We start from the raw sequence: 22,610 nt of genomic DNA, 5'->3' as shown, positions 1-22,610 counted from the left end.
TACAAGTCCCACCTGTCGCGCCGCGGGCGGGAACGGCCTCCCACGGCACGTGTGCTGGGTGCATCCTCGCACCTACCACCGACATCCCGTCCGCCGACCGGGGCGTAATGATCTTGCTCGGGGCGCCCGTGACGCCGTGTGGGCGGGGGATGACCGCGGGCTCCGGCCCCGCCCCGGCCCGCCCGGTCCGGCCGAAAACCGACCCCGCCACGGCGCGGACGCCCCCGGCCCGGCCGCGCAACCATCCGCCCCCACCTCGCGTCTTCCCACGAGCCACCACGGGTGACCGGCCCGCCGCGGGCACGCGGCAGCGCCACGCGGACCGCGGGAGCGGCGGCAACTACAGTGGGGCGACGGGCCGCGCACGACCCAGCGGACCGGCAACAGTTGATCACCGACCAGGGAGCGCATGACGTGCGGCCGGTAGGCAGCAAGTACCTGCTCGAGGAGCCGCTCGGACGCGGCGCCACGGGCACCGTCTGGCGTGCGCGCCAGCGCGAGACGGCGGGCGCCGAGGCGGCCGTCGCCGGTGAGCCCGGCGAGACGGTCGCGATCAAGGTCCTCAAGGAGGAGCTGGCGAACGACGCGGACGTGGTGATGCGCTTCCTGCGCGAGCGCTCCGTCCTGCTGCGCCTGACCCACCCCAACATCGTCCGCACCCGCGACCTCGTCGTCGAAGGCGATCTGCTGGCCCTGGTCATGGACCTCGTCGACGGTCCCGACCTGCACCGTTACCTCCGGGACAACGGTCCGCTCAGCCCGGTGGCCGCCTCCCTGCTCACCGCGCAGATCGCCGACGCCCTCGCCGCCAGCCACGCCGACGGCGTCGTCCACCGCGACCTCAAGCCCGCCAACGTCCTGCTCTCCGGGTCCGACGGCGACGGCGAGATGCACCCGATGCTGACCGACTTCGGCATCGCCCGCCTCGCCGACTCCCCGGGCCTGACCCGCACCCACGAGTTCGTCGGCACCCCCGCCTACGTCGCCCCGGAGTCCGCCGAGGGCCGCCCGCAGACCTCCGCCGTCGACATCTACGGCGCCGGCATCCTCCTCTACGAACTGGTCACCGGCCGCCCGCCGTTCGCCGGTTCGACCGCCCTGGAGGTCCTCCACCGCCACCTCAGCGAGGAGCCGCAGCGCCCCGGATCCGTCCCCGAGCCGCTGTGGACGATCATCGAACGCTGTCTGCGCAAGCGCCCCGAGGAGCGGCCGAGCGCCGAGAACCTCGCCCGGGCGCTGCGCACCGTCGCCGCCGGTGTCGGCGCGCACGCCACCCCGGAGCAGGCCGAGGCGGCGCTCGGCGTCGCCGCGCTGCTCGCCCCCGACCCGTCCCCGGCGCAGGTCCCCGGCACCGAGGGCGGCGGCGACGCGGACCCCACCCAGGTGCTGCCCACCGGCGCCGCCGCCGTCGACCCGGCCGCCGCCACCAGCGTGCTGCCCGCCACCGGCGCCCCCGGCGGCCCCGCCCCCACACGCGCCATGCCGCCGGTGCCCCCGATGCCCGGCGGGCCCCCCGCGGGCGGCCCCCAGGAGCCCGACGGGCCGCACCCCTGGGAGTCCCAGATGCGGGCCGCGCGCGACCGCAACGACCAGACCCAGGTCCAGTACCTCGACCCGAGCGAGGACCCGCTGCGCCGCCGCCCGCAGCGCCGACCGGCCCCGCAGCAGCCGCCGCAGCACCAGCAGCCGTACCCGCCGCAGCCGGTGCCGTACGCGCAGCAGCAGCCCCCGCAGCAGCAGCGCCCCCCGGCCCCGCAGCGCCGCCAGGAGCCGCCGCCGCAGCGCTACGAACCGGAGCGCCCGCCGGCCCGTGAGCCGCGTCCGCCCCGGGAGCCGCGCCGCCGCAGCGCCAACCCGATGCGGATCCCGGGCCTCGGCTGCCTCAAGGGCTGCCTGTTCACCCTCGTGATCCTCGTCGTCGCGGGCTGGCTGATCTGGCAGATGATCCCGCAGGAGTGGATCGGCACGACCCAGAGCTTCTTCGACTGGATCGGCTCGACCTACAAGGACGTCAAGGACTTCATCAACAATCTCGGCTAGAGCAACGATCTCGGCCGGGGGAGACCCCGGCGACGGCGCCGGAGAGCGCCGTGGCGCGGATGCCCCGGGTGACACACCCGGGGCACCGTGCTGTCCACGACCGCCGTACCGGGCGCCGCACCCCGGTCGGCCAGTGGATTTGTCGACTTCCGGCGGTGATTTCTCCCCCAGAACGGAAGGTTGCCGCCCTCCCGGGCCCGGAACGCCCCGCCGCCCGCGTAGCTTGGTCGTCAACCTCAGCCCCCGCAGGACGCTCGGGGGCCCGACACGTCGGAGCAGTCTTGGCACGGAAGATCGGCAGCCGGTACACCGCCCACCAGATCCTGGGACGCGGCAGTGCGGGCACGGTATGGCTGGGCGAGGGCCCCGAAGGGGCCGTGGCCATCAAGCTGTTGCGTGAGGACCTCGCCTCCGACCAGGAGCTGGTCGGCCGCTTCGTCCAGGAGCGGGCGGCGCTGCTGAGCCTGGACCACCCGCGGGTCGTCGGCGTACGCGACCTGGTGGTCGACGGCAACGACCTGGCCCTGGTCATGGAGCTGGTCCGCGGCACCGACCTGCGCACCCGCCTGGAGCGCGAACGGCGGCTCGCCCCGGAGGCCGCCGTCGCCATCGCCGCCGACGTCGCCGACGCCCTCGCCGCCGCGCACGCCGCCCGGATCGTCCACCGCGACGTCAAGCCGGAGAACGTCCTCCTGGACATGCAGGGCCCCCTCGGCCCCGGGGGCGCGCACCCCGCGCTCCTCACCGACTTCGGCATCGCCCGCCTCGTCGACTCCCCGCGCCGCCTGCCGCAGCCCGCCTCCGGCTCCGGCACCGCCACTCTCCGCTCCGCCAAGGTCATCGGCACCCCCGACTACCTCGCCCCCGAGATCATCGAGGGCCTCCCGCCGCGCGCCTCCGTCGACGTCTACGCGCTGGCCACCGTCCTGTACGAGCTGCTGGCCGGGTTCACCCCGTTCGGCGGCGGACACCCCGGCGCCGTGCTGCGCCGCCATGTCACCGAGCGGGTGGCGCCGCTGCCCGGCATCCCGGACGAGCTGTGGCAGCTCCTCCTCCAGTGCCTCGCCAAGGCGCCCGCCTCCCGGCTGCGCGCCCCCGAGCTGGCCGCCCGGCTGCGCGAGCTGCTCCCGGGCCTCGCCGGGATGCCGCCCCTCGACATCGACGAGCCGGACGGCGAGGAGGGCCCGGACGGCGCCGCCGAGGACGAGCCCGCCCCCCAGGACGCCGCCGCACCGGCCACCACCGGCGAGGCCACCCCGCCACGCGGCTCCGTCGCGCTCGTCCAGGGCGCCGCGCCCGACTCGAACCGCGAGACGCACACCAGCATGCGGGTCCCCGGCCCGGACGAGCTGGCCGGTGGCGCGCACGGCACCGCCCGCACCCCGCGGGCGGCGGGCGAGCGCCGCGCGGGGTCGGCCCGTCACCGGTCGTCACCGGAGGCGGTGCGCCGCCGCCGGATCCGGCTCGGCGCCGCGGCCGCCGCGCTGGTCGCCGCGGTGGGCCTGGGCACCTGGCTGGCCTCGGGCGACGGCGATCCGGGCGATGCGGGACCCGGCGTCGAGCAGCCCGATCCCGCCGCTCCCTGACGGGGCCGGGGCACAGTGTCGGCGGCAGCCGTTAGGCTGGGTGCGTGGCAGTCGTCGATGTTTCCGAAGAGCTGAAGTCCCTCTCCTCGACCATGGGGTCGATCGAGGCCGTCCTGGACCTCGACAAGATGAGGGCCGATATCGCCGTGCTCGAGGAGCAGGCCGCGGCCCCGTCCCTGTGGGACGACCCGGAGAGCGCACAGAAGATCACCAGCCGGCTCTCGTACCTCCAGGGCCAGCTGCGCCGCGCCGAGGAGCTGCGCGGCCGCGTCGACGACCTGGAGGTCCTCTTCGAGCTGGCCGAGGACGAGGGTGACGAGGACACCCGCGCCGAGGCCGAGAGCGAGCTGACCGCCGTCCGCAAGGCGGTCGACGAGCTGGAGGTCCGCACCCTGCTCTCCGGCGAGTACGACTCCCGTGAGGCCGTCGTCAACATCCGCGCCGAGGCCGGTGGCGTCGACGCCGCGGACTTCGCCGAGAAGCTCCAGCGGATGTATCTGCGCTGGGCCGAGCGGCACGGCTACAAGACCGAGCTGTACGAGACCTCGTACGCCGAAGAGGCCGGTATCAAGTCGACCACCTTCGCCGTCAACGTCCCGTACGCCTACGGCACCCTCTCGGTCGAGCAGGGCACCCACCGCCTGGTGCGCATCTCGCCCTTCGACAACCAGGGCCGCCGCCAGACGTCGTTCGCCGGTGTCGAGGTGCTGCCGGTCGTCGAGCAGACCGACCACATCGAGATCGACGAGTCCGAGCTGCGCGTCGACGTCTACCGCTCCTCCGGCCCCGGCGGTCAGGGCGTCAACACCACGGACTCCGCGGTCCGTCTGACGCACATCCCCACCGGCATCGTCGTCTCCTGCCAGAACGAGCGCTCGCAGATCCAGAACAAGGCGACCGCGATGAACGTCCTCCAGGCGAAGCTTCTCGAGCGCCGCCGTCAGGAGGAGCAGGCGAAGATGGACGCGCTCAAGGGCGACGGCGGCAACTCCTGGGGCAACCAGATGCGTTCGTACGTCCTGCACCCGTACCAGATGGTCAAGGACCTGCGGACGGAGTTCGAGGTCGGCAACCCGACGGCGGTTCTCGACGGCGACATCGACGGCTTCCTGGAGGCGGGCATCCGCTGGCGCAAGCAGCAGGAGCAGGAGGCCGCGAAGTAGGGCCCCGCGCCCCGCTCACCGGCTCCGCCGCACCCCTTCCTGACACAGAAACAACTGCTCCTCTCCGGAGGGCAGTTGTTTTTGCTTTCACCGGTTAGGTCACAGTCGTACGTCCATGTAACGCCCAATTCCTACTCTTTCGGGCGTCGGGACTTTATTCGACCTTGACGATGCCCGGAGAACTCGGAAGGCTGGGATCGGCATACGTCTGTCCGGGGCGTGCGTCGAACGGGGAGACGACAGGCCCGCCGAGGCGGTGCCGGATTCGTGTGTGCCCCGGTCCGCACCCCCGTACAGCGATGCTCCATAACGAGTTCAGCTACTGGGGGTAGCAGACATATGACCAAGAAGACGCGGCTGCGCGTAGCGCGCATTGCGGCCGGTGCGGTGATCGCGGCCGGTGCGTCGCTCACCGCCGCCGGTGCCGCCTCCGCGGCGACGCCCGCCGGTGACAGCGGCGGCGGCCGTACCGAGCGTTGCCAGACCTGGGACCCGCTGGACTGGTGGTGCCACGACACCAGCAGTGGTGGCGGTGACAACGGCGGCTCCACCGGTGGCGAGGACGGCGGCCAGGACAACGGCGGCACCGACGGCGGCTCCATCGCGGGCACCGACGGCGGCTCGATCGCCGGTACCGACGGCGGCAGCGACGACGGCGGCACCTCCGACGGTGGCACGACCGACGGCGGCACCACCGATGGCGGTACGACCGACGGCGGCACCACGGACGGTGGTACGACCGACGGTGGCACCACGGACGGCGGCACCACCGACGGTGGCAGCACCGATGGTGGCACCACGGACGGTGGCAGCACCGACGGCGGCTCGACCGGTGGTCACGACAACGGTGGCAGCACCGGCGGTCACGGCGACGGCGGCTCGACCGGTGGCCACGGCAACGGTGGTTCCACCGGCGGCCACGGCACCGGCGGCAGCACCGGCGGTCACGGCGACGGCGGCTCGACCGGCGGTCACGGCACCGGCGGCTCCACCGGCGGCGACGGCACCGGCACCGACAACGCCGGCAGCAAGCCGATCGAGCAGCCCGGCCAGGCCAACGAGCAGATCGGGGACACCCCCGGCCCGGCCAAGCAGCAGCCCAAGGGCGGCGAGCTGGCCGAGACCGGTGCCTCCGGCACCACTTTCCTGCTCGTGGGCGCCGCGACGATGATCGCCGGTGGTATCGGCTTCCGCCTGATGCCCCGCCTGATCAACAAGAACGGTGGCGGCGCGGCCGCGGCCTGACGCCGATCCGTAGCACCACGACCGAGGGCCCGGAGCGCACCCCGCGCACCGGGCCCTCGGGCCGTGTCGGACACCTCACCCGGCGTCACCGCGCTCCGGGCGCGCGCACCCGCCGTCTCAGACGGCCTGGTGCAGCAGCAGCCCCACCGCGACGAGGGCCACCAGCAGCGCCACCAGCAGTGCCGGGTTGACCTGGGCGAACAGGCTCTGCTGCTGGAGCCGCTCGCGGCTGGCGCGGCAGACGGGGCAGCGGCCCTCGTTCACAGGGGCCGCGCAGTTGGCGCACACCAATCGGTCGTACGTCATGCGACCTCCTTCTTCCTCCGCCCCAACGCTCCCGGGGACGTGAGTGTTCCCTCTACCACTGTGCCAGCTCGGTGACCGAACGGCGCGTCCCGCCGGAATGGACTGGTTTTGTCCCGTAGGCGCCGTGACCAAACGCACCAACCGCGGATGCCGGCTACGCCGCCGAATGAGGTTCGCGTAGGGTCACGCACACCGACGGGAGCCGCAACCCGGCAACCCGTGCCCCTACCCAGGTCGACCGTGGTGCATCTGTGATCCGATTCGACAACGTCTCCAAGACTTACCCGAAGCAGAACCGCCCCGCACTCAGGGATGTCTCCCTGGAGATCGAGCGTGGCGAGTTCGTCTTCCTGGTGGGCTCCTCGGGCTCCGGTAAGTCCACCTTCCTGCGGCTGCTGTTGCGCGAGGAGCGCGCCAGCCACGGTGCCGTGCACGTACTGGGGAAGGACCTCGCGAAGCTGTCCAACTGGAAGGTGCCGCAGATGCGCCGCCAGTTGGGGACGGTCTTCCAGGACTTCCGGCTCCTCCCCAACAAGACGGTCGGCCAGAACGTCGCCTTCGCCCTGGAGGTCATCGGCAAGCCGCGCGGCCAGATCCGCAAGACGGTCCCCGAGGTCCTCGAACTCGTCGGTCTGGGCGGGAAGGAGGACCGGATGCCGGGCGAGCTGTCCGGTGGTGAGCAGCAGCGTGTCGCCATCGCGCGCGCCTTCGTCAACCGCCCGATGCTCCTCATCGCGGACGAGCCGACCGGCAACCTCGACCCGCAGACCTCCGTCGGCATCATGAAGCTGCTGGACCGGATCAACCGGACCGGTACGACGGTGGTCATGGCCACCCACGATCAGCAGATCGTCGACCAGATGCGTAAGCGGGTCATGGAACTCGAGAAGGGCCGGCTCGTACGCGACCAGTCGCGCGGCGTGTACGGCTACCAGCACTGAAAGGACGCCATGCGCGCCCAGTTCGTCCTGTCGGAGATCGGCGTCGGTCTCCGCCGTAACCTCACGATGACCTTCGCCGTCATCGTCTCCGTAGCCCTCTCGCTCGGTCTGTTCGGCGCCTCGCTCCTGATGAGCGACCAGGTCGACACCATGAAGGGCTACTGGTACGACAAGGTCAACGTCTCCATCTTCTTCTGCAACAAGAACGACCCCTCCGGCGCCAACTGCGCCAAGGGTGCCGCGACCGAGCAGCAGAAGGCGGAGATCAAAGCGGACCTGGAGCGGCTGCCGATCGTGCAGAAGCCGGTCCTCTACGAGTCCAGCGACCAGGCGTACAAGCATTACAAGCAGCAGTTCGGCGACACGCCCGTCGCCGGTCTGGTGACGCCCGACCAGCTGCCGGAGTCCTTCCGGGTCAAGCTGAAGGACCCGACGAAGTACGAGGTCATCAAGTCGGCGTTCTCCGAGCGGCCCGGTGTCCAGGAGGTCCAGGACCAACGTGACACCGTCGAGCCGCTCTTCAACCTCCTCGACGGCATGCGGATCGCGGCGCTCTGCGTCATGGGTCTGATGCTGGTCGTCGCGCTGCTGCTGATCGTCAACACCGTGCGGGTGTCGGCGTTCAGCCGCCGCCGGGAGACCGGCATCATGCGATTGGTCGGTGCCTCCAGCTTCTACATCCAGATGCCGTTCATCATGGAGGCGGCCATCGCGGGGCTGATCGGCGCCGCGTTCGCCTGTGTGCTGATCGTCGGCGGCAAGTACGCGCTGATCAACAACTGGCTGGCGGACAAGATCAAGGTCGTCGAGTTCATCGGGTGGGATTCGGTCGTTTCCGTGCTCCCGCTGATCCTCCTCATCGGCCTGGTCATGCCCGCCTTCGCCGCGTTCTTCGCCTTGCGCAAGTACCTCAAGGTGTGACATCCCGCCACCCCTGACACCGGGCGCCGTACGGTCAACTCACCGTGCGGCGCCTTTGTGTCGCCTAGACTCACCGCCATGTTGCGCCCGTGTCTGTCCGTCAGGCCCCGCCGCATCCGCCGCGGTACGGCGCTGACGTTGACTCTCGCGACCGTCCTGGCGACCGGCGCCGCCGCGGGCAGCTGGCACGCCGGTCACACCGCACACCCCCGCCCCCGGCCGATCGCCGCGACCGGCACCCGTACGGCCGACCGGGCGGCGGTCGAGAAGGCGGCGGCCGAGGCGATGGCCGCCGGGAAGTCCGGGGCGCAGGCGGCGGCCGAGGTGGTCAGCCGCAGCGGGGACCGCTGGTCGACGATCTACACCGCCGGGGAGTTCGAGGACTTCCAGCGGCAGCTGGACGGGGACTACGTCGGCGTCGGGCTCTGGCTGCGGCAGGCGCGCGGCGGCCGGATGGAGGTCTCGCGGGTGCGCTCCGGCGGCCCCGCCGACCGCGCCGGGACCGCCCGGGGCGACCGGCTGCTCGCGATCGACGGCCGCCCGGTGCGGGGCCGCCCGGTCACCGAGGTGGTGGCCCTGCTGCGCGGCGACGGCACGGTCGGCCGCGGGCGGGTCGGTACGCCGGTGAAGCTGGCGTTCCAGCGCGGCGCCCGGAAGTGGACCGCCACCGTCCGGCGGGCCCGGCTGCGCAGCCAGGACGTCACCACGGACCGCCCGGCCGGGGCGTCGGGTCCGGTGCGGATCCGGGTCGGGGCGTTCACGAAGGGCAGCGGCGCGGCGATCCGGGACGCGGTGCGCGCCGCACCGCGGGGCGCCGGACTCCTGCTGGACCTGCGCGGCAACACCGGCGGCCTGGTCGACGAGGCCACCGCCGCCGCCTCCGCCTTCCTCGACGGCGGGCTGGTCGCCACGTACGACGTGCACGGGCGGCAGCGGGCGCTGTACGCGGGCGGCGGCGGGAACACCCGGGTGCCGCTGGTGGTGCTCGTCGACGGCGGCACGATGAGCGCGGCCGAGCTGCTGGCCGGGGCGCTCCAGGACCGGGGCCGGGCGGTGGTCGTCGGCGCGCCGACCTTCGGGAAGGGGTCGGTGCAGATGCCGAGCACGCTGCCGGACGGATCGGTCGCGGAGCTGACCGTCGGCCATTACCGCACCCCGGCCGGGCGGACCGTGGACGGGCACGGCATCACACCGGACCTCAGCGTCGACGACGGGGCGACCGCGCGGGCCGTCACGGTATTGAGTGGCCTCGGCACCGGGGCGTAGTGCGAAAATGGCCGCACTATGGCTAAGCAAAAGGGCAAGGACAAGGATCCCGGGCGCAAGCTCGTCGCACAGCACAAGAAAGCGCGCCACGATTACCACATTCTGGACACCTATGAGTGCGGTCTGGTGCTGAGCGGTACCGAGGTGAAGTCGCTCCGGCAGGGTCGCGCCTCGCTCGTCGACGGTTTCGTCCACATCGACGGCAACGAGGCGTGGCTGCACAACGTGCACATTCCCGAATACGCACAGGGCACCTGGACCAACCACGCGGCGCGGCGGAAGCGGAAGCTGCTGATGCACCGCGCGGAGATCGACAAGCTGGACGCGAAGAGCCAGGAATCCGGTCATACGGTCGTGCCGCTGGCGCTCTACTTCAACAAGGACGGCCGGGCGAAGGTCGAGATCGCGCTCGCCAAGGGCAAGAAGGAGTACGACAAGCGGCAGACCCTCCGTGAGCAGCAGGACCGCCGGGAGGCGGAGCGCGCGGTCTCCGCGGCACGCCGCCGTCAGCGCGGCTGACGCCCCGGGCCGGTCGCCCGCCGTCGGCCCCGGAATACGCTGGCACCGTCGCGCGTTGTTCACGTACGATGTCCACGCACCCCAGCGAGGGTGTGCGGTCCCGTGACCGTCGTCCGGCTTCCGTCGGGCGGGGCGCGGTGCTTTTGAAAAAACAACATGGGGATGATCGGTTTCGACAGCGGATGTCGAAGCAGGGGAAGCGAGTCGAGGAAGCGGCAATGATCTCGTTAACCATGTGTCGCAACCAATAATCGCCAACACCAAGCGCGATTCCTTCGCCCTCGCTGCCTAAGTAGCGACCTGCGAAGTGTCAGCCCGGGGATGTTCCCGACCCGGATCCTGGCATCAGCTAGGGAACTAAACTTCTGATCCCGGTCACGGGGTTCAGAAGGAAATCAAACAGTGACTGAGCCCGTCGGAGACTTGTCCGCGTGATCTCCGGGGCCGAGAAAATCGCAGCGGACTGCACTCGGAGAAGCCCTGATTCCGCACCGTTGGACGCGGGTTCGATTCCCGCCATCTCCACAATTCCCATGTGAGGCCCAGGCCCCGGATGTCCGTCAGGACGCCGGGGCCTGAGTCGTTTCCGCGGGTGTTTCGGCCGGTGCCGGGCGCCGCAGCGCCACCGGCGCCACCGCCAGGGCGAGCGCCGCCGCCGCGACGGGTACCGCGTACGGGCCCGCGGCGCCGGGCGGCAGCAGGTCCACGGTGCGGCCGCCGGTCGCCGAGCCCGCCGCGATGCCGGTCAGCAGCGCCGTGACCGCCAGCGTCATCCCCTCGTTCAGCCGCTGCGCGGGTGTCCGGGCGGTCAGCAGCGCCATCCCGGCGATCATGGCGGGGGCGGTGGCCACCCCGGCGACCAGGAGCGCCGCGGCGACCGGCGGCAGCCGTCCGGTGGTGGCGGCGAGCGGCACCGCCGTCAGCAGTGCGGCCATCGCGGTGAGCGCGGCCATCAGCCGTTGGCGCGGGTCCGCGGCGGGTGGCCGTAGTCCGCAGAGGAGTCCCGCGGCGCAGGATCCGGCCGCCTGGAGCGCCAGCATCGCCCCGGCGGCGGACCGTGCGCCGTGCCCGTCCGCGTAGGCGACGGTGACCACCTCCAGTGAGCCGAAGACCGCGCCGGTGGCGGCGAAGACCGCGAGGAGCGGCGGCAGGCCCGGCGTACGGAGCGGGGAGCGGGGCGGGCGGGCGGCGGTCGGGGCGGGCGCGGCGGCCGGTGGTTCGGTGCGGCGCTGGGCGGTGAAGAGCAGGGTGCCGGTGAGCAGCAGGGTGGCGGCGACGGCGGTTCCGGCCTCGGGGAAGAGCGTGGTGCACAGCAGGGTGGCCAGCAGCGGGCCGAGCAGGAAGCAGAGTTCGTCGGCGGCCTGTTCGAAGGAGTGGGCGGTGTGCCGGGCGGCCGGGTCGTCGCGGAGCAGCTGCGCCCAGCGGGCCCGGGCCATCCCGCCGGTGTTGGGGGTGGTGGCGGTGGCGGCGGTGCAGAGGAAGAGCGTCCAGGTCGGGGCGGAGCCGCGGACGCAGAGCACGAGCGCGAGGGATCCGGCGACGGCGAGGGCGGTGGCCGGGACGGCGACGCGGGCCTGGCCGTGGCGGTCGACGAGCCGCGCCGTCCAGGGGCCGACGACCGCGGTGGCGGCGAGGGCGGTGGCGGTGACCGCCCCGGCCAGCGCGTACGAGCCGTGGATGCGGGCGATCATCAGCAGCGCGCTGACGTTCAGCATGCCCATGGGCAGCCGGGCCAGCAGTCCGGCGGCGGTGAACGCGCGGGCGCCGGGGCGGGCGAAGAGCCGGGCGGAGGGGGCGAGCGGGGAGGGGCGGCGGGGGTGCGTGGGGCGGGTGGTCACGGGGCGGGCGGCGAGGAAGAGGATCACCCCTTCACGGTGGCGGGGGCGGCGCGGGGCGTCCAACACCTGCCAACGGCCCGTTCACGCCACCCCGTTGTGGGTTCCGTACGCGGCTGGAAGGCTGGCGCGATGCCCCGCGACATCGATCCCCGGCTGCTCCGTGCCTTCACCGCCGTCGCCGACGAACTCCATTTCACCCGCGCCGCGGCCCGGCTGTACGTCGCCCAGCAGGCGCTCAGCCGGGATGTGCGGCGGCTGGAGCGGGAGGTGGGGACGAGTCTGTTCGTCCGGACGACGCGGCGGGTGGCGCTGACCGCGGACGGTGAGCGGTTGCTGCCGTACGCGCGGCGGGTGCTGGCGGCCCACGAGGCGCTGACCGACGCGTTCCACAACCCCGCCGACCGGCCGCTTCTGGTCGATGTCGGGGCGCCGGTCGGGACGGCGCACCGGGTGCTGGAGGCGGCCCGGGAGCGGCTTGCGGACAGCTGTGAGCTGGTGGCGCGGTTCCACGGCGGGCTGGCGGGCGCGGCGCGGGAGATCGTGGCGGGACGGCTCGACGTGTCGTTCGGCCGGTTCGCCGGGCTGGAGCCCGGGGTGCGGGCGGGGCTCGTACAGCAGCCGGTGCGGCTGGAGCCGATGGCGGTGCTGTTGGACGCGGGGCATCCGCTGGCCGGGCGGGCGGCCGTGCCGCTCGACGCACTGGCCGGGGAGACGCTGTACGCGGCAGCCGGGAACCCGCGGACCACGGAGTGGACCGATCTGGCGGTGCGGCTCTTCGCGGGCCGGGGCGTGGTGACGGCGGCGCCGTTCCCGGAGCTGGACGGGGAGCGGGAGTTCGTCCGGATGGTACGGAAGCGGGGTTGGTCGGTGCTGGCGAGCACGGAGTTCATCGAGGTGCCCGGGATGGTGCTGCGGCCGCTGGTGGATCCGGTGCCGCTGTCGCCGGTGAGTCTGGTGTGGCGCCGGGGGTTGCGCCATCCGGGCCTCGACGCGCTGCGGGAGACGGCCCGCGCACTGGCCGCCGAGGGTGGCTGGCTCTCGCTGCCGGACGCCCCGGTGTGGCTGCCGGCGGAGGACGCGGCGGTGATGGGGGCGGCGATGTGAGCGGCGGGCCCGTCGCTACAGCGCGTACGCCAGGGTGAGCAGGACGGCGCCGATCGGGGTGCAGGCGAAGGAGAGGACGCGGAAGAGGGCGGCCTTGCGGCGTTCGGAGGCGAGGAGGTCCTGTTCGGAGACGGCGGCGAGCAGGAACGGGCTGCCGTCCTCGGGCGCGGCGACCGCCAGCTCCCCGCGCTCGTCGTCGCGCGCCTCCCCGCGGGCGTAGAAGCGGGAGCCGACGGCGACCGTCCACTCCTCCTGCTGGAAGCCGAGGGTGCGTTCGTTGCGGGTGATGCCGGGGATGTCGAGGAGGCCGAGCGGCTTGTTGTGGCCGGGCCGGTAGACCTCGAACCGGTCGTGGGTCTTCGGGGCGTGGTCGATCATCCGGTCGCCGGGCAGCACGGCGGTGCGGCCGGAGGCGTCCTCGACGAGGAACGGCGTCGGGCTGAGGAAGTCCGACACCACCTCGCTGCGGCGGCGCCGCTGGTTGGCGCGGTTGCCGCGGGTCTCGAAGCGGCGGGTGATGCGGGTGCGGTACCAGACGCACTCGGTCCGGGAGAGGTCCGAGGTCAGCGGGCCCGCGGCGGACGGCCGGGCGACCCCGGCGACCTCGGCGATCTGCCGGAACGCGCCCGGTCCGACCGCGTCGGTCGCCGCCCGGTGCAGCTGTGCCAGCTCCCGCGCGGAGAGCGTCTCCGTGGTGATCATGGTGTGGACGCGCTTCCGTGCGCGCAGCAGCTGGAAGGCGCTCACCACGCCCAGACCGACGAGGAAGATCCCCAGAAACGGAATCACGCGTCCCCCTCATTTCCTTCGACGTGTGGCCGGTGCTCCCGGCGGGTGTCCGGTCCCGTACGGGGTCCCGGTGCGTCCCGTACGGGTTCTCGTCCCTCCCGTACGGGGCGGCGGCCGTCCCGTACGGGGCGGGTGTGTCCCTTACGGGTGCGGGCGCGTCCCCTACGGGTGGCGGCTCAGCGGAACAGTTCGCGGAGTCTGCGGTAGGTGTCGGTCACGGAACCGGCGGTCTGCCGCACCGCGCGGACGAGGTGGCCGACGGCGAACCAGCCGAGCACCAGCAGGGCGAGTCCGAGGACCGCCCACTCCCACCACTTCATGTACGTCCCCCTGTGTGTGGATCCGGCCGACGGTCCGATCGGGCACCCTGGTCGAGCGGTCCGGTCGGCCGGTCCGGCCGGGGAGGGAGTCTACCGGCCGGGTCTTCCGCCGCCCGGGCCCCGTATGTCCCCGCGGCCGGGGGTGCGGCGGCCCCGTCCGGCCGCCGGTCGCGGGCCGTCGGGCGGGCCGGTCGTATACGTCCGGCGCGGGGTCCGGGGGCGTTCCGGGGCCCGGTTGCGGGGCGGGCGGGTCCTGCGGTGCCGGTGGCGGCAACCGCCCGGTAACAGGGGGGAAATCCCGGTGGTCCGCGGCCGACACGAGAGATTGGCAGACTCGGGGGTCCGGTACCGCCCGAGCCGCGGTCCGGAGGCGGACGGGGGCCAGACCACGCGGGGGCGGAGCGGGACGACGACCATGGACGAGGCACGGCGGGAGACGGGGACGGACGCGGCGCGGGGACCGGACACCGGTACCGGCGGGGCGGGCGACGTGGGCCCCGGTCGGGGCGACCCCTACGGGACGGCCGCCGAGGTGCCGCCGCTGGCCGGGTTCACCGTAGGGGTGACCGCGGCGCGGCGGGCGCAGGAGTTGGGGGCGCTGCTGGAGCGGCGCGGGGCGCAGGTGGTGTACGCACCGGCGCTCCGTATCGTGCCGCTCGCCGACGACTCCGAACTGCTCACCGCCACCCGTGAGCTGCTGGACCGTCTGCCGGACGTGGTCATCGCGACCACCGGGATCGGCTTCCGCGGCTGGATCGAGGCGGCCGAGGGCTGGGGGCTGGGCGAAGAGCTGCTGGATCGGCTGGCCCGGGTGGAGCTGCTGGCCCGCGGCCCCAAGGTGCGCGGTGCGATCCGGGCCGCCGGGCTGACCGAGAAGTGGTCACCGGCGTCCGAGTCGATGGCGGAGGTCCTCGACCGGCTGCTGGCGGACGGGGTGCGCGGGCAGCGGATCGCGGTGCAGCTGCACGGTGAGCCGCTGCCCGGGTTCGTCGAGGCGCTGCGGGCGGCCGGGGCGGAGGTCGTCGGGGTGCCGGTCTACCGCTGGCTGCCGCCGGACGATCTGGGCCCGCTCGACCGGCTGCTGGACGCGCTGACCGGGCACGGGCTGGACGCGGTGACGTTCACCAGCGCCCCGGCGGCCAGTTCGCTGCTGCGCCGGGCGGCGGAGCGCGGGATGCGGGACGCGGTGGTGGCGGCGCTGGCGCGGGAGGTCCCGGCGGCGTGCGTGGGGCCGGTCACCGCGCTGCCGCTCCAGGCGCACGACATCCCCGTCCTCCAGCCCGAACGCTTCCGGATCGGGCCGCTGGTGCAGCTGCTCTGCCGGGAACTTCCCGGCCGGGCGCGGCGGTTGCCGGTGGCCGGGCGGCAGCTGGAGATCCGGGGGCGGGCGGTGCTGGTCGACGGTGCGCTGCGGCCGGTGCCCCCGGCCGGGATGGCGCTGTTGCGGGCGCTGATCCGCCGCCCGGGCTGGGTGGTCTCCCGCGCCGACCTGCTGCGCGCGCTGCCCGGCGCCGGGCGGGACGAGCACGCGGTCGAGACGGCGATGGCCCGGCTGCGGACGGCCCTGGGCGACCCGAAGCTGATCCACACGGTGGTGAAACGCGGCTACCGGCTGGCGCTCGACCCGCGGGCGGGGGCGGAGAAGTACGGGGGAGCGTAGGGACGGTGGCCGGGCCGGGCCCGTAAGGGGTGGGGCGCGTCCCTTACGGGTGTGGCCCTCGGCCCGTAAGGGATCGGGCACGTCCCTTTCGGATGGCGGTCCCGGCCCGTAAGGGATGGGAGGTGTCCCTTACGGGCGGGGCCCGCCACCCGTAAGGGGAGGCCCCGGCGCGGACCCGCGCCGTCTCACCCCGGGTTCGTCACCCTGGGGGCGTCACTCCGGGTTCGTCACCCGGATCTTGGACTGGCCGTGCTTGCGGGTCTCCCAGTCGTCCATGAAGCGGGCCCGCAGGCCGTGCTTCTCGGCGAGGCGGATCAGGGTCTCGGTGCGGTAGTAGAAGTCCTCGCGCAGCACCTGGTGTTCGGTGCCCTCGGTGCGGTCGAAGGTGAAGTCGAAGAAGCCGCCGGGCGCCAGCACCCGGCCGACGTGTGCGAAGCACTCGTCGATGACGGGGAGCGGCGAGTGGGAGAAGACGCTGTGCGCGTGGACGATGTCGAAGTGGCCGGACGGCAGGAAGTCCAGCTTCAGGTCCTGGGTGATCGTCAGATGCGGCAGCTTGTCCTGGAGTTCGTAGGTGGTCAGGGTCCGCTTCGCGGAGATCAGGATGTCCGGCGAGATGTCGATGCCGTAGTAGTGGCCCGGGTCGAGGTGGGCGATGAAACGCCAGCCGGCCCGGAGGTTGCCGCAGCCTATGTCGAGCATCCGGAGGTCCGGCTTCAGTCCGTGCTCGACGAGGTAGTCGAACTGCATCTGCCCCAGCGCCAGCCAGCGCTCGTGGGTCTGGCTGCCCACCGCCGCCTCGGGGTTGCGGCCCGCGTCGGAGGCCATCACGGCGCGGTAGTAGGCGACATGGCCGGGGTGGCGCAGCCGCAGCCAGGTGTCGCGCGCGGTGCGCCGGACGTACGGGGCGATCTTCGCCGGGTTGCGGACCGCGTAGCCGACCTTGTGGGACAGGCTCGACCGGTTGGTGTGCAAGGTGGTGCGCGACATGGTGACCTTCGTCCTTCGGGTGCGGGCGGGCCCGGCGCCGGTGAGCGGCACGGCGTACCGGGCCGGGCGGAGGCAGGGGCCTTCCGCGGCGCCACGGCCGGACTGTACACCAGCTGTATACGCGGAATGTATAGATCGGTCGGGTGTGGCGACGGGTGGTGCGTGGCGGTGCCAACGGTCCGGTGTGCCGGGTCCGTTGGGCGGCGCGGGGGAGGGGCGGGGCCGTGGCGCGGGGGGCCGGCCGTGCGGGCGCGGGAGGTGACGGCGGCCCGTCGCGGCGGGCACTCTGGTGTCGCATCCTCGATTCCGAAGGAGTGATCAGGAGCATGGCGGCGCCTGACGAGGGCCTGCGGTTCGACTGCGGGCGGATCTGCCTGGACCTGCTGGCCACCTCCGGTCAGGCGGGCGAACTCCTCACCGGCCCGGACCAGTTGAGACGCTGGCTGACCGGCTCCGGGGCGGTGCCACCGGACACCGCGCTGGACGGGGTCAACGGCCGCTGGGTGGCGCGCTTCCGCGGACTGCGCGAGGTGGTGCGGCGGGTGCTGCACGCCGAACTCACCGGCGGCGAGGCCGTGATCGATCTGGACCTGCTCAACGCCACCGCCGCGGCCGCCGGTCCACCCGCCGTCGAGGCGGTACGCGGCCCGGACGGCGCCCTCGCCCCGCGGCTCGCCCGCCCGCCCGACCGCGCGGCGCTGCTCGCCGCCGTCGCCCGCGACGCCGTCGCCCTCCTCACCGACCGCGCCACCCGCGACCGGCTCCGCCGCTGCGAGGGCGCCCACTGCCGCCTCCTCTTCCTGGACACCTCCCGCGGCCGTCGCCGCCGCTGGTGCTCCAGCGGCGTCTGCGGCAACCGCGAACGGGTCGCCCGCCACCGCAAGCGCGCCGCCGCGGACCGGGACGGCGCGGCGACCGCGGCGGCGGGGCCCGAGGGGGCGCCGCCGGAGCCCCGCGCGCCCGGGCCGCCGGGGCCGGTGCCGGGCGCGCCCCGGACCTCCGCCCCCGCCCCGGCGCCCGGGGACCGGCGGCCCGGCCGCGCCCCGCACACCTGACCGCCCCGGGCCGGACCCCGGCCCCCGCCGCCCCCGGGCGAACGCCGCCCCGGGCCCTCACCCCAACGGCCGCCGACCCTTCCGACCAGCCCTTCCCCGCCCCGCCGCGCGGAGGATCGGATGCGTACGGTGCCCGGGTCGCGTACGGTTGACGGCTGCCCTACGCACACCAGAAGGGGGCCTGGGTGGCCGCGCAGAACGCCACGCACGCACCGGATCACACACCGGAGCACACTTCTTCGGACGCCGTCGCCCCGGAGCCCGCCGCGGACTCCGGCTCCGCCGCCGCGCCCGCCGGGCTCCGTGAGCGCGAGATCGCCGCGGAGCAGACGCACCTCGACCGGGTCTACCGGCGCCTGGAGGAGAAGATCCACGAGGCGGAGTTCCTCATGGACGACGCCGCCAAGCGCGGCCAGGTCGGCACGCCCGGCGCGTTCGCCGAGCGGGACGCCCAGGTCTTCCAGGCCGGTGTCCACCTCAACCGGCTCAACTCCGAGTACGAGGACTTCCTCTTCGGCCGGATCGACCTGCTGCCCGGCAAGGACGGCAAGAAGGGCCCGGACGGCGCGTTCACCTCCGTCGAGCCCGCCGACGGCGCCGTCACCAACGGCCGCGCCGCCATCGCCGAGACGCTGCACATCGGCCGCCTCGGCGTCCTCGACGCGGACTACTCCCCGCTGGTCATCGACTGGCGCGCCCCGGCCGCCGCCCCCTTCTACCGGGCCACGCCCGTCGCGCCCGGCCGCGTCGTCCGCCGCCGCGTCATCCGCTCCAAGGGCCGCCGGGTCCTCGGCGTGGAGGACGACCTGATGCGCCCCGACGTCACCGCCGCCCTCGACGGCGAGGAGCTGGCCGTCATCGGCGACGGCGCCCTGATGGCCGCGCTGGGCCGGGCCCGCAGCCACACCATGCGCGACATCGTCGCCTCCATCCAGGCCGAACAGGACCTGGTCGTCCGGGCGCCCGCCGCGTCCGTCACCGAGGTCGAGGGCGGCCCCGGCACCGGCAAGACCGCCGTCGCCCTGCACCGCGCCGCCTACCTCCTCTACCAGGACCGCCGCCGCTACGCGGGCGGCATCCTCATCGTCTCGCCCACCCCGCTGCTGGTCGCCTACACCGAGGGCGTCCTGCCGTCCCTGGGCGAGGAGGGCCAGGTCGCGATCCGCGCGCTCGGCTCCCTCGTGGACGGCGCGGAGGCGACTGCTTACGACCCGCCGGACGTGGCCCGGATCAAGGGTTCCGCCCGGATGCAGAAGCTGCTGCGCAAGGCGGCCCGCGGCGCCCTGGACGCGGTCGCCCCCGCGGCCCCGGAGCGGGACACCCAGCTCTCCTTCCCGGACGAGGAGGCCGACGCGCCGCAGGCACCGGCCGCGCCGCCGGACCGGCTCCGGGTGGTGGCCTTCGGCGGCCGGATCGAGCTGGACGCCGCCGACCTGGGCCGTATCCGCCGTACCGCCCTCGGCGGCACCGCGCCCGTCAATCTGCTCCGCCCGCGCGCCCGGCGGCTCCTGCTGGACGCCCTGTGGGCGAGGTCCGGCGCCGGTCGCCGCTACCACGACCCCGAGCTGGCCGCCGAGGCCCGCCAGGGCTTCGACGAGGACGTCAGCACCGAGCCGGTCTTCCAGGAGTTCCTGGACGCCTGGTGGCCGGAGCTGACGCCGCGCGGGGTGCTCGCCGCGATGGCCGACGAACGCACCCTCGGCCGCTGGGCGAGACGCGTCCTCAACCCGCGCGAGGTCCGCAAGCTGGCCCGTTCCCTGGGCCGCCTCGACGCCCGCGGCCACGGTCCGCTCTCCGTCCACGACGTGGCGCTCCTCGACGAACTCCAGCTGATCCTCGGCGCCCCGGCCCGTCCGGCCCGCCCCCGCGAGGCCGACCCGCTCGACCAGCTCACCGGTCTGGACGAGCTGACCACGGCCGCCGACCGGAGCCCTTCGGGCCGCAGCCGCCGCGAGCGGCTGGAGGAGGAGCGCACCGACTATGCCCATGTGATCGTCGACGAGGCGCAGGACCTCACGCCGATGCAGTGGCGGATGGTCGGCCGCCGCGGTCGCCACGCCACCTGGACGGTCGTCGGCGATCCGGCCCAGTCGTCCTGGTCCGACCCGGACGAGGCCGCCGAGGCGCGCGACGAGGCGCTGGGCACCCGCCCGCGCCGCCGCTTCCAGCTCACCGTCAACTACCGCAACCCGGCCGAGATCGCCGAACTGTCCGCCAAGGTCCTGGCCCTGGCGATGCCCGGGACGGCCGCCCCGGACGCGGTCCGCTCGACGGGGCTGCGGCCGCGGTTCGCGGTGGCGTCCTTGGCGGGGCGGGGCGCCGCGGCGGTGGACACGGCGCTGGCCGCCGCCACCGTCGAGGAGGCCCGGCGGCTGCTGGCCGAGGTGGACGGCACCGTCGGCGTGGTCGTGGCGATGGCCCGCCGCGAGCAGGCCCGCGCCTGGCTGGCCCCGCTCGGCGACCGCGTCGTCGCCCTCGGCTCCCTGGAGGCGAAGGGGCTGGAGTACGACGCGGCGCTGGTGGTGGCGCCCGCCGAGATCGCCGACGAGTCCCCGGCCGGGCTGCGGGTGCTCTACGTCGCGCTGACCCGCGCCACCCAGCAGCTGACGGTCCTCTCCGGCGACCGCGACGAGCCGGACGCCGACGGGGTCCCCGACCTGCTGCGCGACTGAGGGCCGCCCGGGTGGTCCGGGCCGTGCCGGAAAAAGGTGGCGGGCCACGGGATTCGCATCCGGGGAGGGTTTGTTAGCCTTGTCCGTGGCACCGGCTCGATCCAAGCCCCCGGGCCCAACCATCGTCGCTACGAGCGACCACTTGCCGCGAGGCGAGCATGGCGGGCCGGTGTCTCAGACCGCAGTGACGGGCGCTCCTCCTCCGGGAGGGGCGCCCGTTGCCGTTCCCGGGCGCTCCGGTGGGTGACATACGCCCCGCCCGGAGACCGCCCGGCGGGGCTTCCGCCTGCCCGGGCTCTCTCGTATGGTGGAAGAGTCTTTCCGTAAAGCGGGGCTGGTTACCGTGTACCGGCTGGTAGGTGGGACGATCGGACGATGCGCAGGGCATCCGAGCTCCTGGGACAGCGCATAGGGAAACAAGGGAAAGCAGAGGAAGTCGGCCATGGCAACGGCGCCTAGCGTCTCGTATTCGATGACGGTGCGACTGGAAGTTCCCGCGAGCGGCACCGCCGTCAGCCAGCTCACCACGGCCGTGGAGTCCTCCGGCGGGTCGGTCACCGGCCTCGACGTGACCGCCTCCGGCCACGAAAAACTCCGGATCGACGTCACCATCGCCGCGACGTCCACCGCGCACGCGGACGAGATCGTCCAGAAGCTGCGCGGCATCGAGGGCGTCTCGCTCGGCAAGGTCTCCGACCGTACGTTCCTGATGCACCTCGGCGGCAAGATCGAGATGTCGTCGAAGCACCCCATCCGCAACCGTGACGACCTCTCCATGGTCTACACGCCCGGCGTCGCCCGCGTCTGCCAGGCCATCGCGGACAACCCCGAGGACGCCCGCCGCCTGACCATCAAGCGCAACAGCGTCGCGGTGGTCACCGACGGCTCCGCCGTCCTCGGCCTCGGCAACATCGGCCCCAAGGCCGCGCTGCCGGTCATGGAGGGCAAGGCGGCCCTGTTCAAGCGGTTCGCCGGGATCGACGCCTGGCCGATCTGCCTGGACACCCAGGACTCCGACGCCATCGTGGAGATCGTCAAGGCCATCGCGCCGGGCTTCGCGGGCATCAACCTGGAGGACATCTCGGCGCCCCGCTGCTTCGAGATCGAGGCCCGGCTGCGCGAGGCCCTGGACATCCCGGTCTTCCACGACGACCAGCACGGCACCGCCATCGTCGTCCTCGCCGCCCTGACCAACGCGCTGCGCGTGGTCGGCAAGAACATCGAGGACGTCCGCGTCGTCATGTCCGGCGCCGGTGCCGCCGGTACGGCCATCCTCAAGCTGCTGATCGCCGCCGGGGTCAAGCACGCCGTCGTCGCCGACATCCACGGCGTCGTCGACGCGGGCCGCGAGGACCTGGTCTCCGCCGACCCGGACTCCCCGCTGCGCTGGATCGCCGACAACACCAACCCGGACGGCGTCACCGGCACCCTCAAGGACGCCGTCGTCGGCGCGGACGTCTTCATCGGCGTCTCCGCCCCGAACGTCCTGGACGGCGACGACGTCGCGAAGATGGCCGACGGTGCGATCGTCTTCGCGCTGGCCAACCCCGACCCGGAGGTCGACCCGGCCGTCGCCCGGCAGACCGCCGCCGTCGTGGCCACCGGCCGCTCGGACTTCCCCAACCAGATCAACAACGTGCTGGTCTTCCCGGGCGTCTTCCGCGGTCTGCTGGACGCCCAGTCCCGTACGGTCAACACCGAGATGATGCTGGCCGCGGCGCGCGCCCTCGCCGATGTCGTCCTGGAGGACGAGGTCAACCCGAACTACATCATCCCCAGCGTCTTCAACGACAAGGTCGCGGGTGCCGTGGCCGGTGCGGTGAAGGACGCGGCGAAGGCCGGGGACGCGGCTGTGACGGCCGCCACGGCGCTCTGACGCCCCACGGGGCCCTCGGCACGGCGCGTCGCGGACGGGCCACGCCGGGCGGCCCCTAGGGTGGCGGACGGCAATCGGCCGGCCACCCCGCGTGGCGCTCCGAGCGGTTACGGGTGCGGAACGTCACGCCGAGCGTGGCGCTGACGCTTTCCGTGTGACCCGCCAGGGTGCCGGATTGGCTTTACCGCCGCAGGTGGGGGCAGGATGCGTAACCGGGCGCGAGGGTCTGGCAGCAGACCCGGGTCCGGGGACTGTCCGAGGGCCCTGGCAGCATCGGCTTCGCTGTGCCTGATATTGCGGCTCGGCCGCAGGGCACGCC

The 22,610-nt window shown here is 73.6% G+C and carries 18 protein-coding genes and 1 other RNA gene; 14 read left to right on the top strand and 5 right to left on the bottom strand.

Going from position 1 to position 22,610, the window contains the following annotated elements:
- Positions 1-414 precede the first annotated feature (414 nt).
- From IF23_RS0125520 to IF23_RS0125505, 4 genes are all read left to right on the top strand, one after another.
- Positions 415-2,040: a serine/threonine-protein kinase gene (locus IF23_RS0125520; RefSeq protein ID WP_030287595.1), complete on the top strand. Its 1,626-nt coding sequence runs from the start codon at positions 415-417 to the stop codon at positions 2,038-2,040.
- 281 nt (positions 2,041-2,321) lie between these two features.
- Positions 2,322-3,626, top strand: coding sequence for a serine/threonine-protein kinase (locus tag IF23_RS0125515; RefSeq protein WP_030287594.1), 1,305 nt, complete (start codon positions 2,322-2,324; stop codon positions 3,624-3,626).
- A 44-nt stretch (positions 3,627-3,670) separates the two neighbouring features.
- Positions 3,671-4,789 carry a peptide chain release factor 2 gene (gene prfB / locus IF23_RS0125510; RefSeq protein WP_030287592.1) on the top strand — a complete coding sequence of 373 codons (1,119 nt, stop codon included), beginning with the start codon at positions 3,671-3,673 and terminating at the stop codon, positions 4,787-4,789.
- 339 nt (positions 4,790-5,128) lie between these two features.
- On the top strand, positions 5,129-6,034 hold the full coding sequence (locus IF23_RS0125505) for an LPXTG cell wall anchor domain-containing protein (RefSeq protein ID WP_030287591.1): 906 nt from the start codon (positions 5,129-5,131) through the stop codon (positions 6,032-6,034).
- A gap of 117 nt (positions 6,035-6,151) precedes the next feature.
- Here the strand turns inward: IF23_RS0125505 and IF23_RS0125500 are convergent, their stop codons facing one another.
- Positions 6,152-6,340, bottom strand: a complete 189-nt coding sequence (locus IF23_RS0125500; RefSeq protein WP_030287589.1) for a hypothetical protein — start codon at positions 6,338-6,340, stop codon at positions 6,152-6,154.
- A gap of 251 nt (positions 6,341-6,591) precedes the next feature.
- Here IF23_RS0125500 and ftsE point away from each other — a divergent pair, with 251 nt between their 5' ends.
- The 5 genes from ftsE to ssrA all read left to right on the top strand — a co-directional run bounded on the left by ftsE (position 6,592) and on the right by ssrA (position 10,515).
- Positions 6,592-7,281 (top strand): cell division ATP-binding protein FtsE, encoded by a 690-nt coding sequence (gene ftsE, locus IF23_RS0125495; protein ID WP_030287586.1) that lies wholly within the window; start codon positions 6,592-6,594, stop codon positions 7,279-7,281.
- A gap of 9 nt (positions 7,282-7,290) precedes the next feature.
- The gene (gene ftsX / locus IF23_RS0125490; protein ID WP_030287584.1) at positions 7,291-8,202 is read left to right on the top strand and encodes a permease-like cell division protein FtsX; all 912 of its coding nucleotides are present in this window, start codon (positions 7,291-7,293) and stop codon (positions 8,200-8,202) included.
- Positions 8,203-8,280: 78 nt separating this feature from the next.
- Positions 8,281-9,468: a S41 family peptidase gene (locus IF23_RS0125485; RefSeq protein ID WP_030287582.1), complete on the top strand. Its 1,188-nt coding sequence runs from the start codon at positions 8,281-8,283 to the stop codon at positions 9,466-9,468.
- A gap of 18 nt (positions 9,469-9,486) precedes the next feature.
- Positions 9,487-9,987, top strand: coding sequence for an SsrA-binding protein SmpB (smpB, locus tag IF23_RS0125480; RefSeq protein ID WP_030287580.1), 501 nt, complete (start codon positions 9,487-9,489; stop codon positions 9,985-9,987).
- 158 nt (positions 9,988-10,145) lie between these two features.
- Positions 10,146-10,515: a transfer-messenger RNA gene (gene ssrA / locus IF23_RS33110) on the top strand.
- 32 nt (positions 10,516-10,547) lie between these two features.
- Here the strand turns inward: ssrA and IF23_RS0125475 are convergent.
- Positions 10,548-11,852 (bottom strand): MFS transporter, encoded by a 1,305-nt coding sequence (locus IF23_RS0125475; protein WP_051739891.1) that lies wholly within the window; start codon positions 11,850-11,852, stop codon positions 10,548-10,550.
- A 102-nt stretch (positions 11,853-11,954) separates the two neighbouring features.
- Here IF23_RS0125475 and IF23_RS0125470 point away from each other — a divergent pair, with 102 nt between their 5' ends.
- The gene (locus tag IF23_RS0125470; RefSeq protein WP_030287576.1) at positions 11,955-12,929 is read left to right on the top strand and encodes a LysR family transcriptional regulator; all 975 of its coding nucleotides are present in this window, start codon (positions 11,955-11,957) and stop codon (positions 12,927-12,929) included.
- A gap of 15 nt (positions 12,930-12,944) precedes the next feature.
- Here IF23_RS0125470 and IF23_RS0125465 read toward each other — a convergent pair whose 3' ends face one another.
- Both IF23_RS0125465 and IF23_RS34195 read right to left on the bottom strand, forming a co-directional pair.
- Positions 12,945-13,718, bottom strand: a complete 774-nt coding sequence (locus IF23_RS0125465) for a GIDE domain-containing protein (RefSeq protein WP_051739890.1) — start codon at positions 13,716-13,718, stop codon at positions 12,945-12,947.
- 176 nt (positions 13,719-13,894) lie between these two features.
- On the bottom strand, positions 13,895-14,038 hold the full coding sequence (locus IF23_RS34195) for a hypothetical protein (protein WP_157848082.1): 144 nt from the start codon (positions 14,036-14,038) through the stop codon (positions 13,895-13,897).
- A gap of 415 nt (positions 14,039-14,453) precedes the next feature.
- Between IF23_RS34195 and IF23_RS0125455 the strand changes: the two genes are divergently transcribed.
- Positions 14,454-15,698 carry a uroporphyrinogen-III synthase gene (locus IF23_RS0125455; protein WP_078654248.1) on the top strand — a complete coding sequence of 415 codons (1,245 nt, stop codon included), beginning with the start codon at positions 14,454-14,456 and terminating at the stop codon, positions 15,696-15,698.
- A gap of 213 nt (positions 15,699-15,911) precedes the next feature.
- Here the strand turns inward: IF23_RS0125455 and IF23_RS0125450 are convergent, their stop codons facing one another.
- Positions 15,912-16,688, bottom strand: a complete 777-nt coding sequence (locus IF23_RS0125450; RefSeq protein WP_030287570.1) for a class I SAM-dependent methyltransferase — start codon at positions 16,686-16,688, stop codon at positions 15,912-15,914.
- Positions 16,689-17,014: 326 nt separating this feature from the next.
- Here IF23_RS0125450 and IF23_RS0125445 point away from each other — a divergent pair, with 326 nt between their 5' ends.
- From IF23_RS0125445 to IF23_RS0125435, 3 genes are all read left to right on the top strand, one after another.
- Positions 17,015-17,743 carry a CGNR zinc finger domain-containing protein gene (locus tag IF23_RS0125445; protein ID WP_078654247.1) on the top strand — a complete coding sequence of 243 codons (729 nt, stop codon included), beginning with the start codon at positions 17,015-17,017 and terminating at the stop codon, positions 17,741-17,743.
- 185 nt (positions 17,744-17,928) lie between these two features.
- On the top strand, positions 17,929-20,415 hold the full coding sequence (locus tag IF23_RS0125440; protein WP_425423886.1) for a HelD family protein: 2,487 nt from the start codon (positions 17,929-17,931) through the stop codon (positions 20,413-20,415).
- A 442-nt stretch (positions 20,416-20,857) separates the two neighbouring features.
- The gene (locus tag IF23_RS0125435) at positions 20,858-22,291 is read left to right on the top strand and encodes an NAD-dependent malic enzyme (RefSeq protein WP_030287567.1); all 1,434 of its coding nucleotides are present in this window, start codon (positions 20,858-20,860) and stop codon (positions 22,289-22,291) included.
- Positions 22,292-22,610: the final 319 nt, after the last annotated feature.

Source organism: Streptomyces catenulae, assembly GCF_000718015.1.
GTDB classification, from domain to species: domain Bacteria; phylum Actinomycetota; class Actinomycetes; order Streptomycetales; family Streptomycetaceae; genus Streptomyces; species Streptomyces catenulae.
The sequence above is the reverse complement of the archived record's forward strand: the minus strand, read 5'-3'. Positions and strand labels throughout refer to the sequence as shown.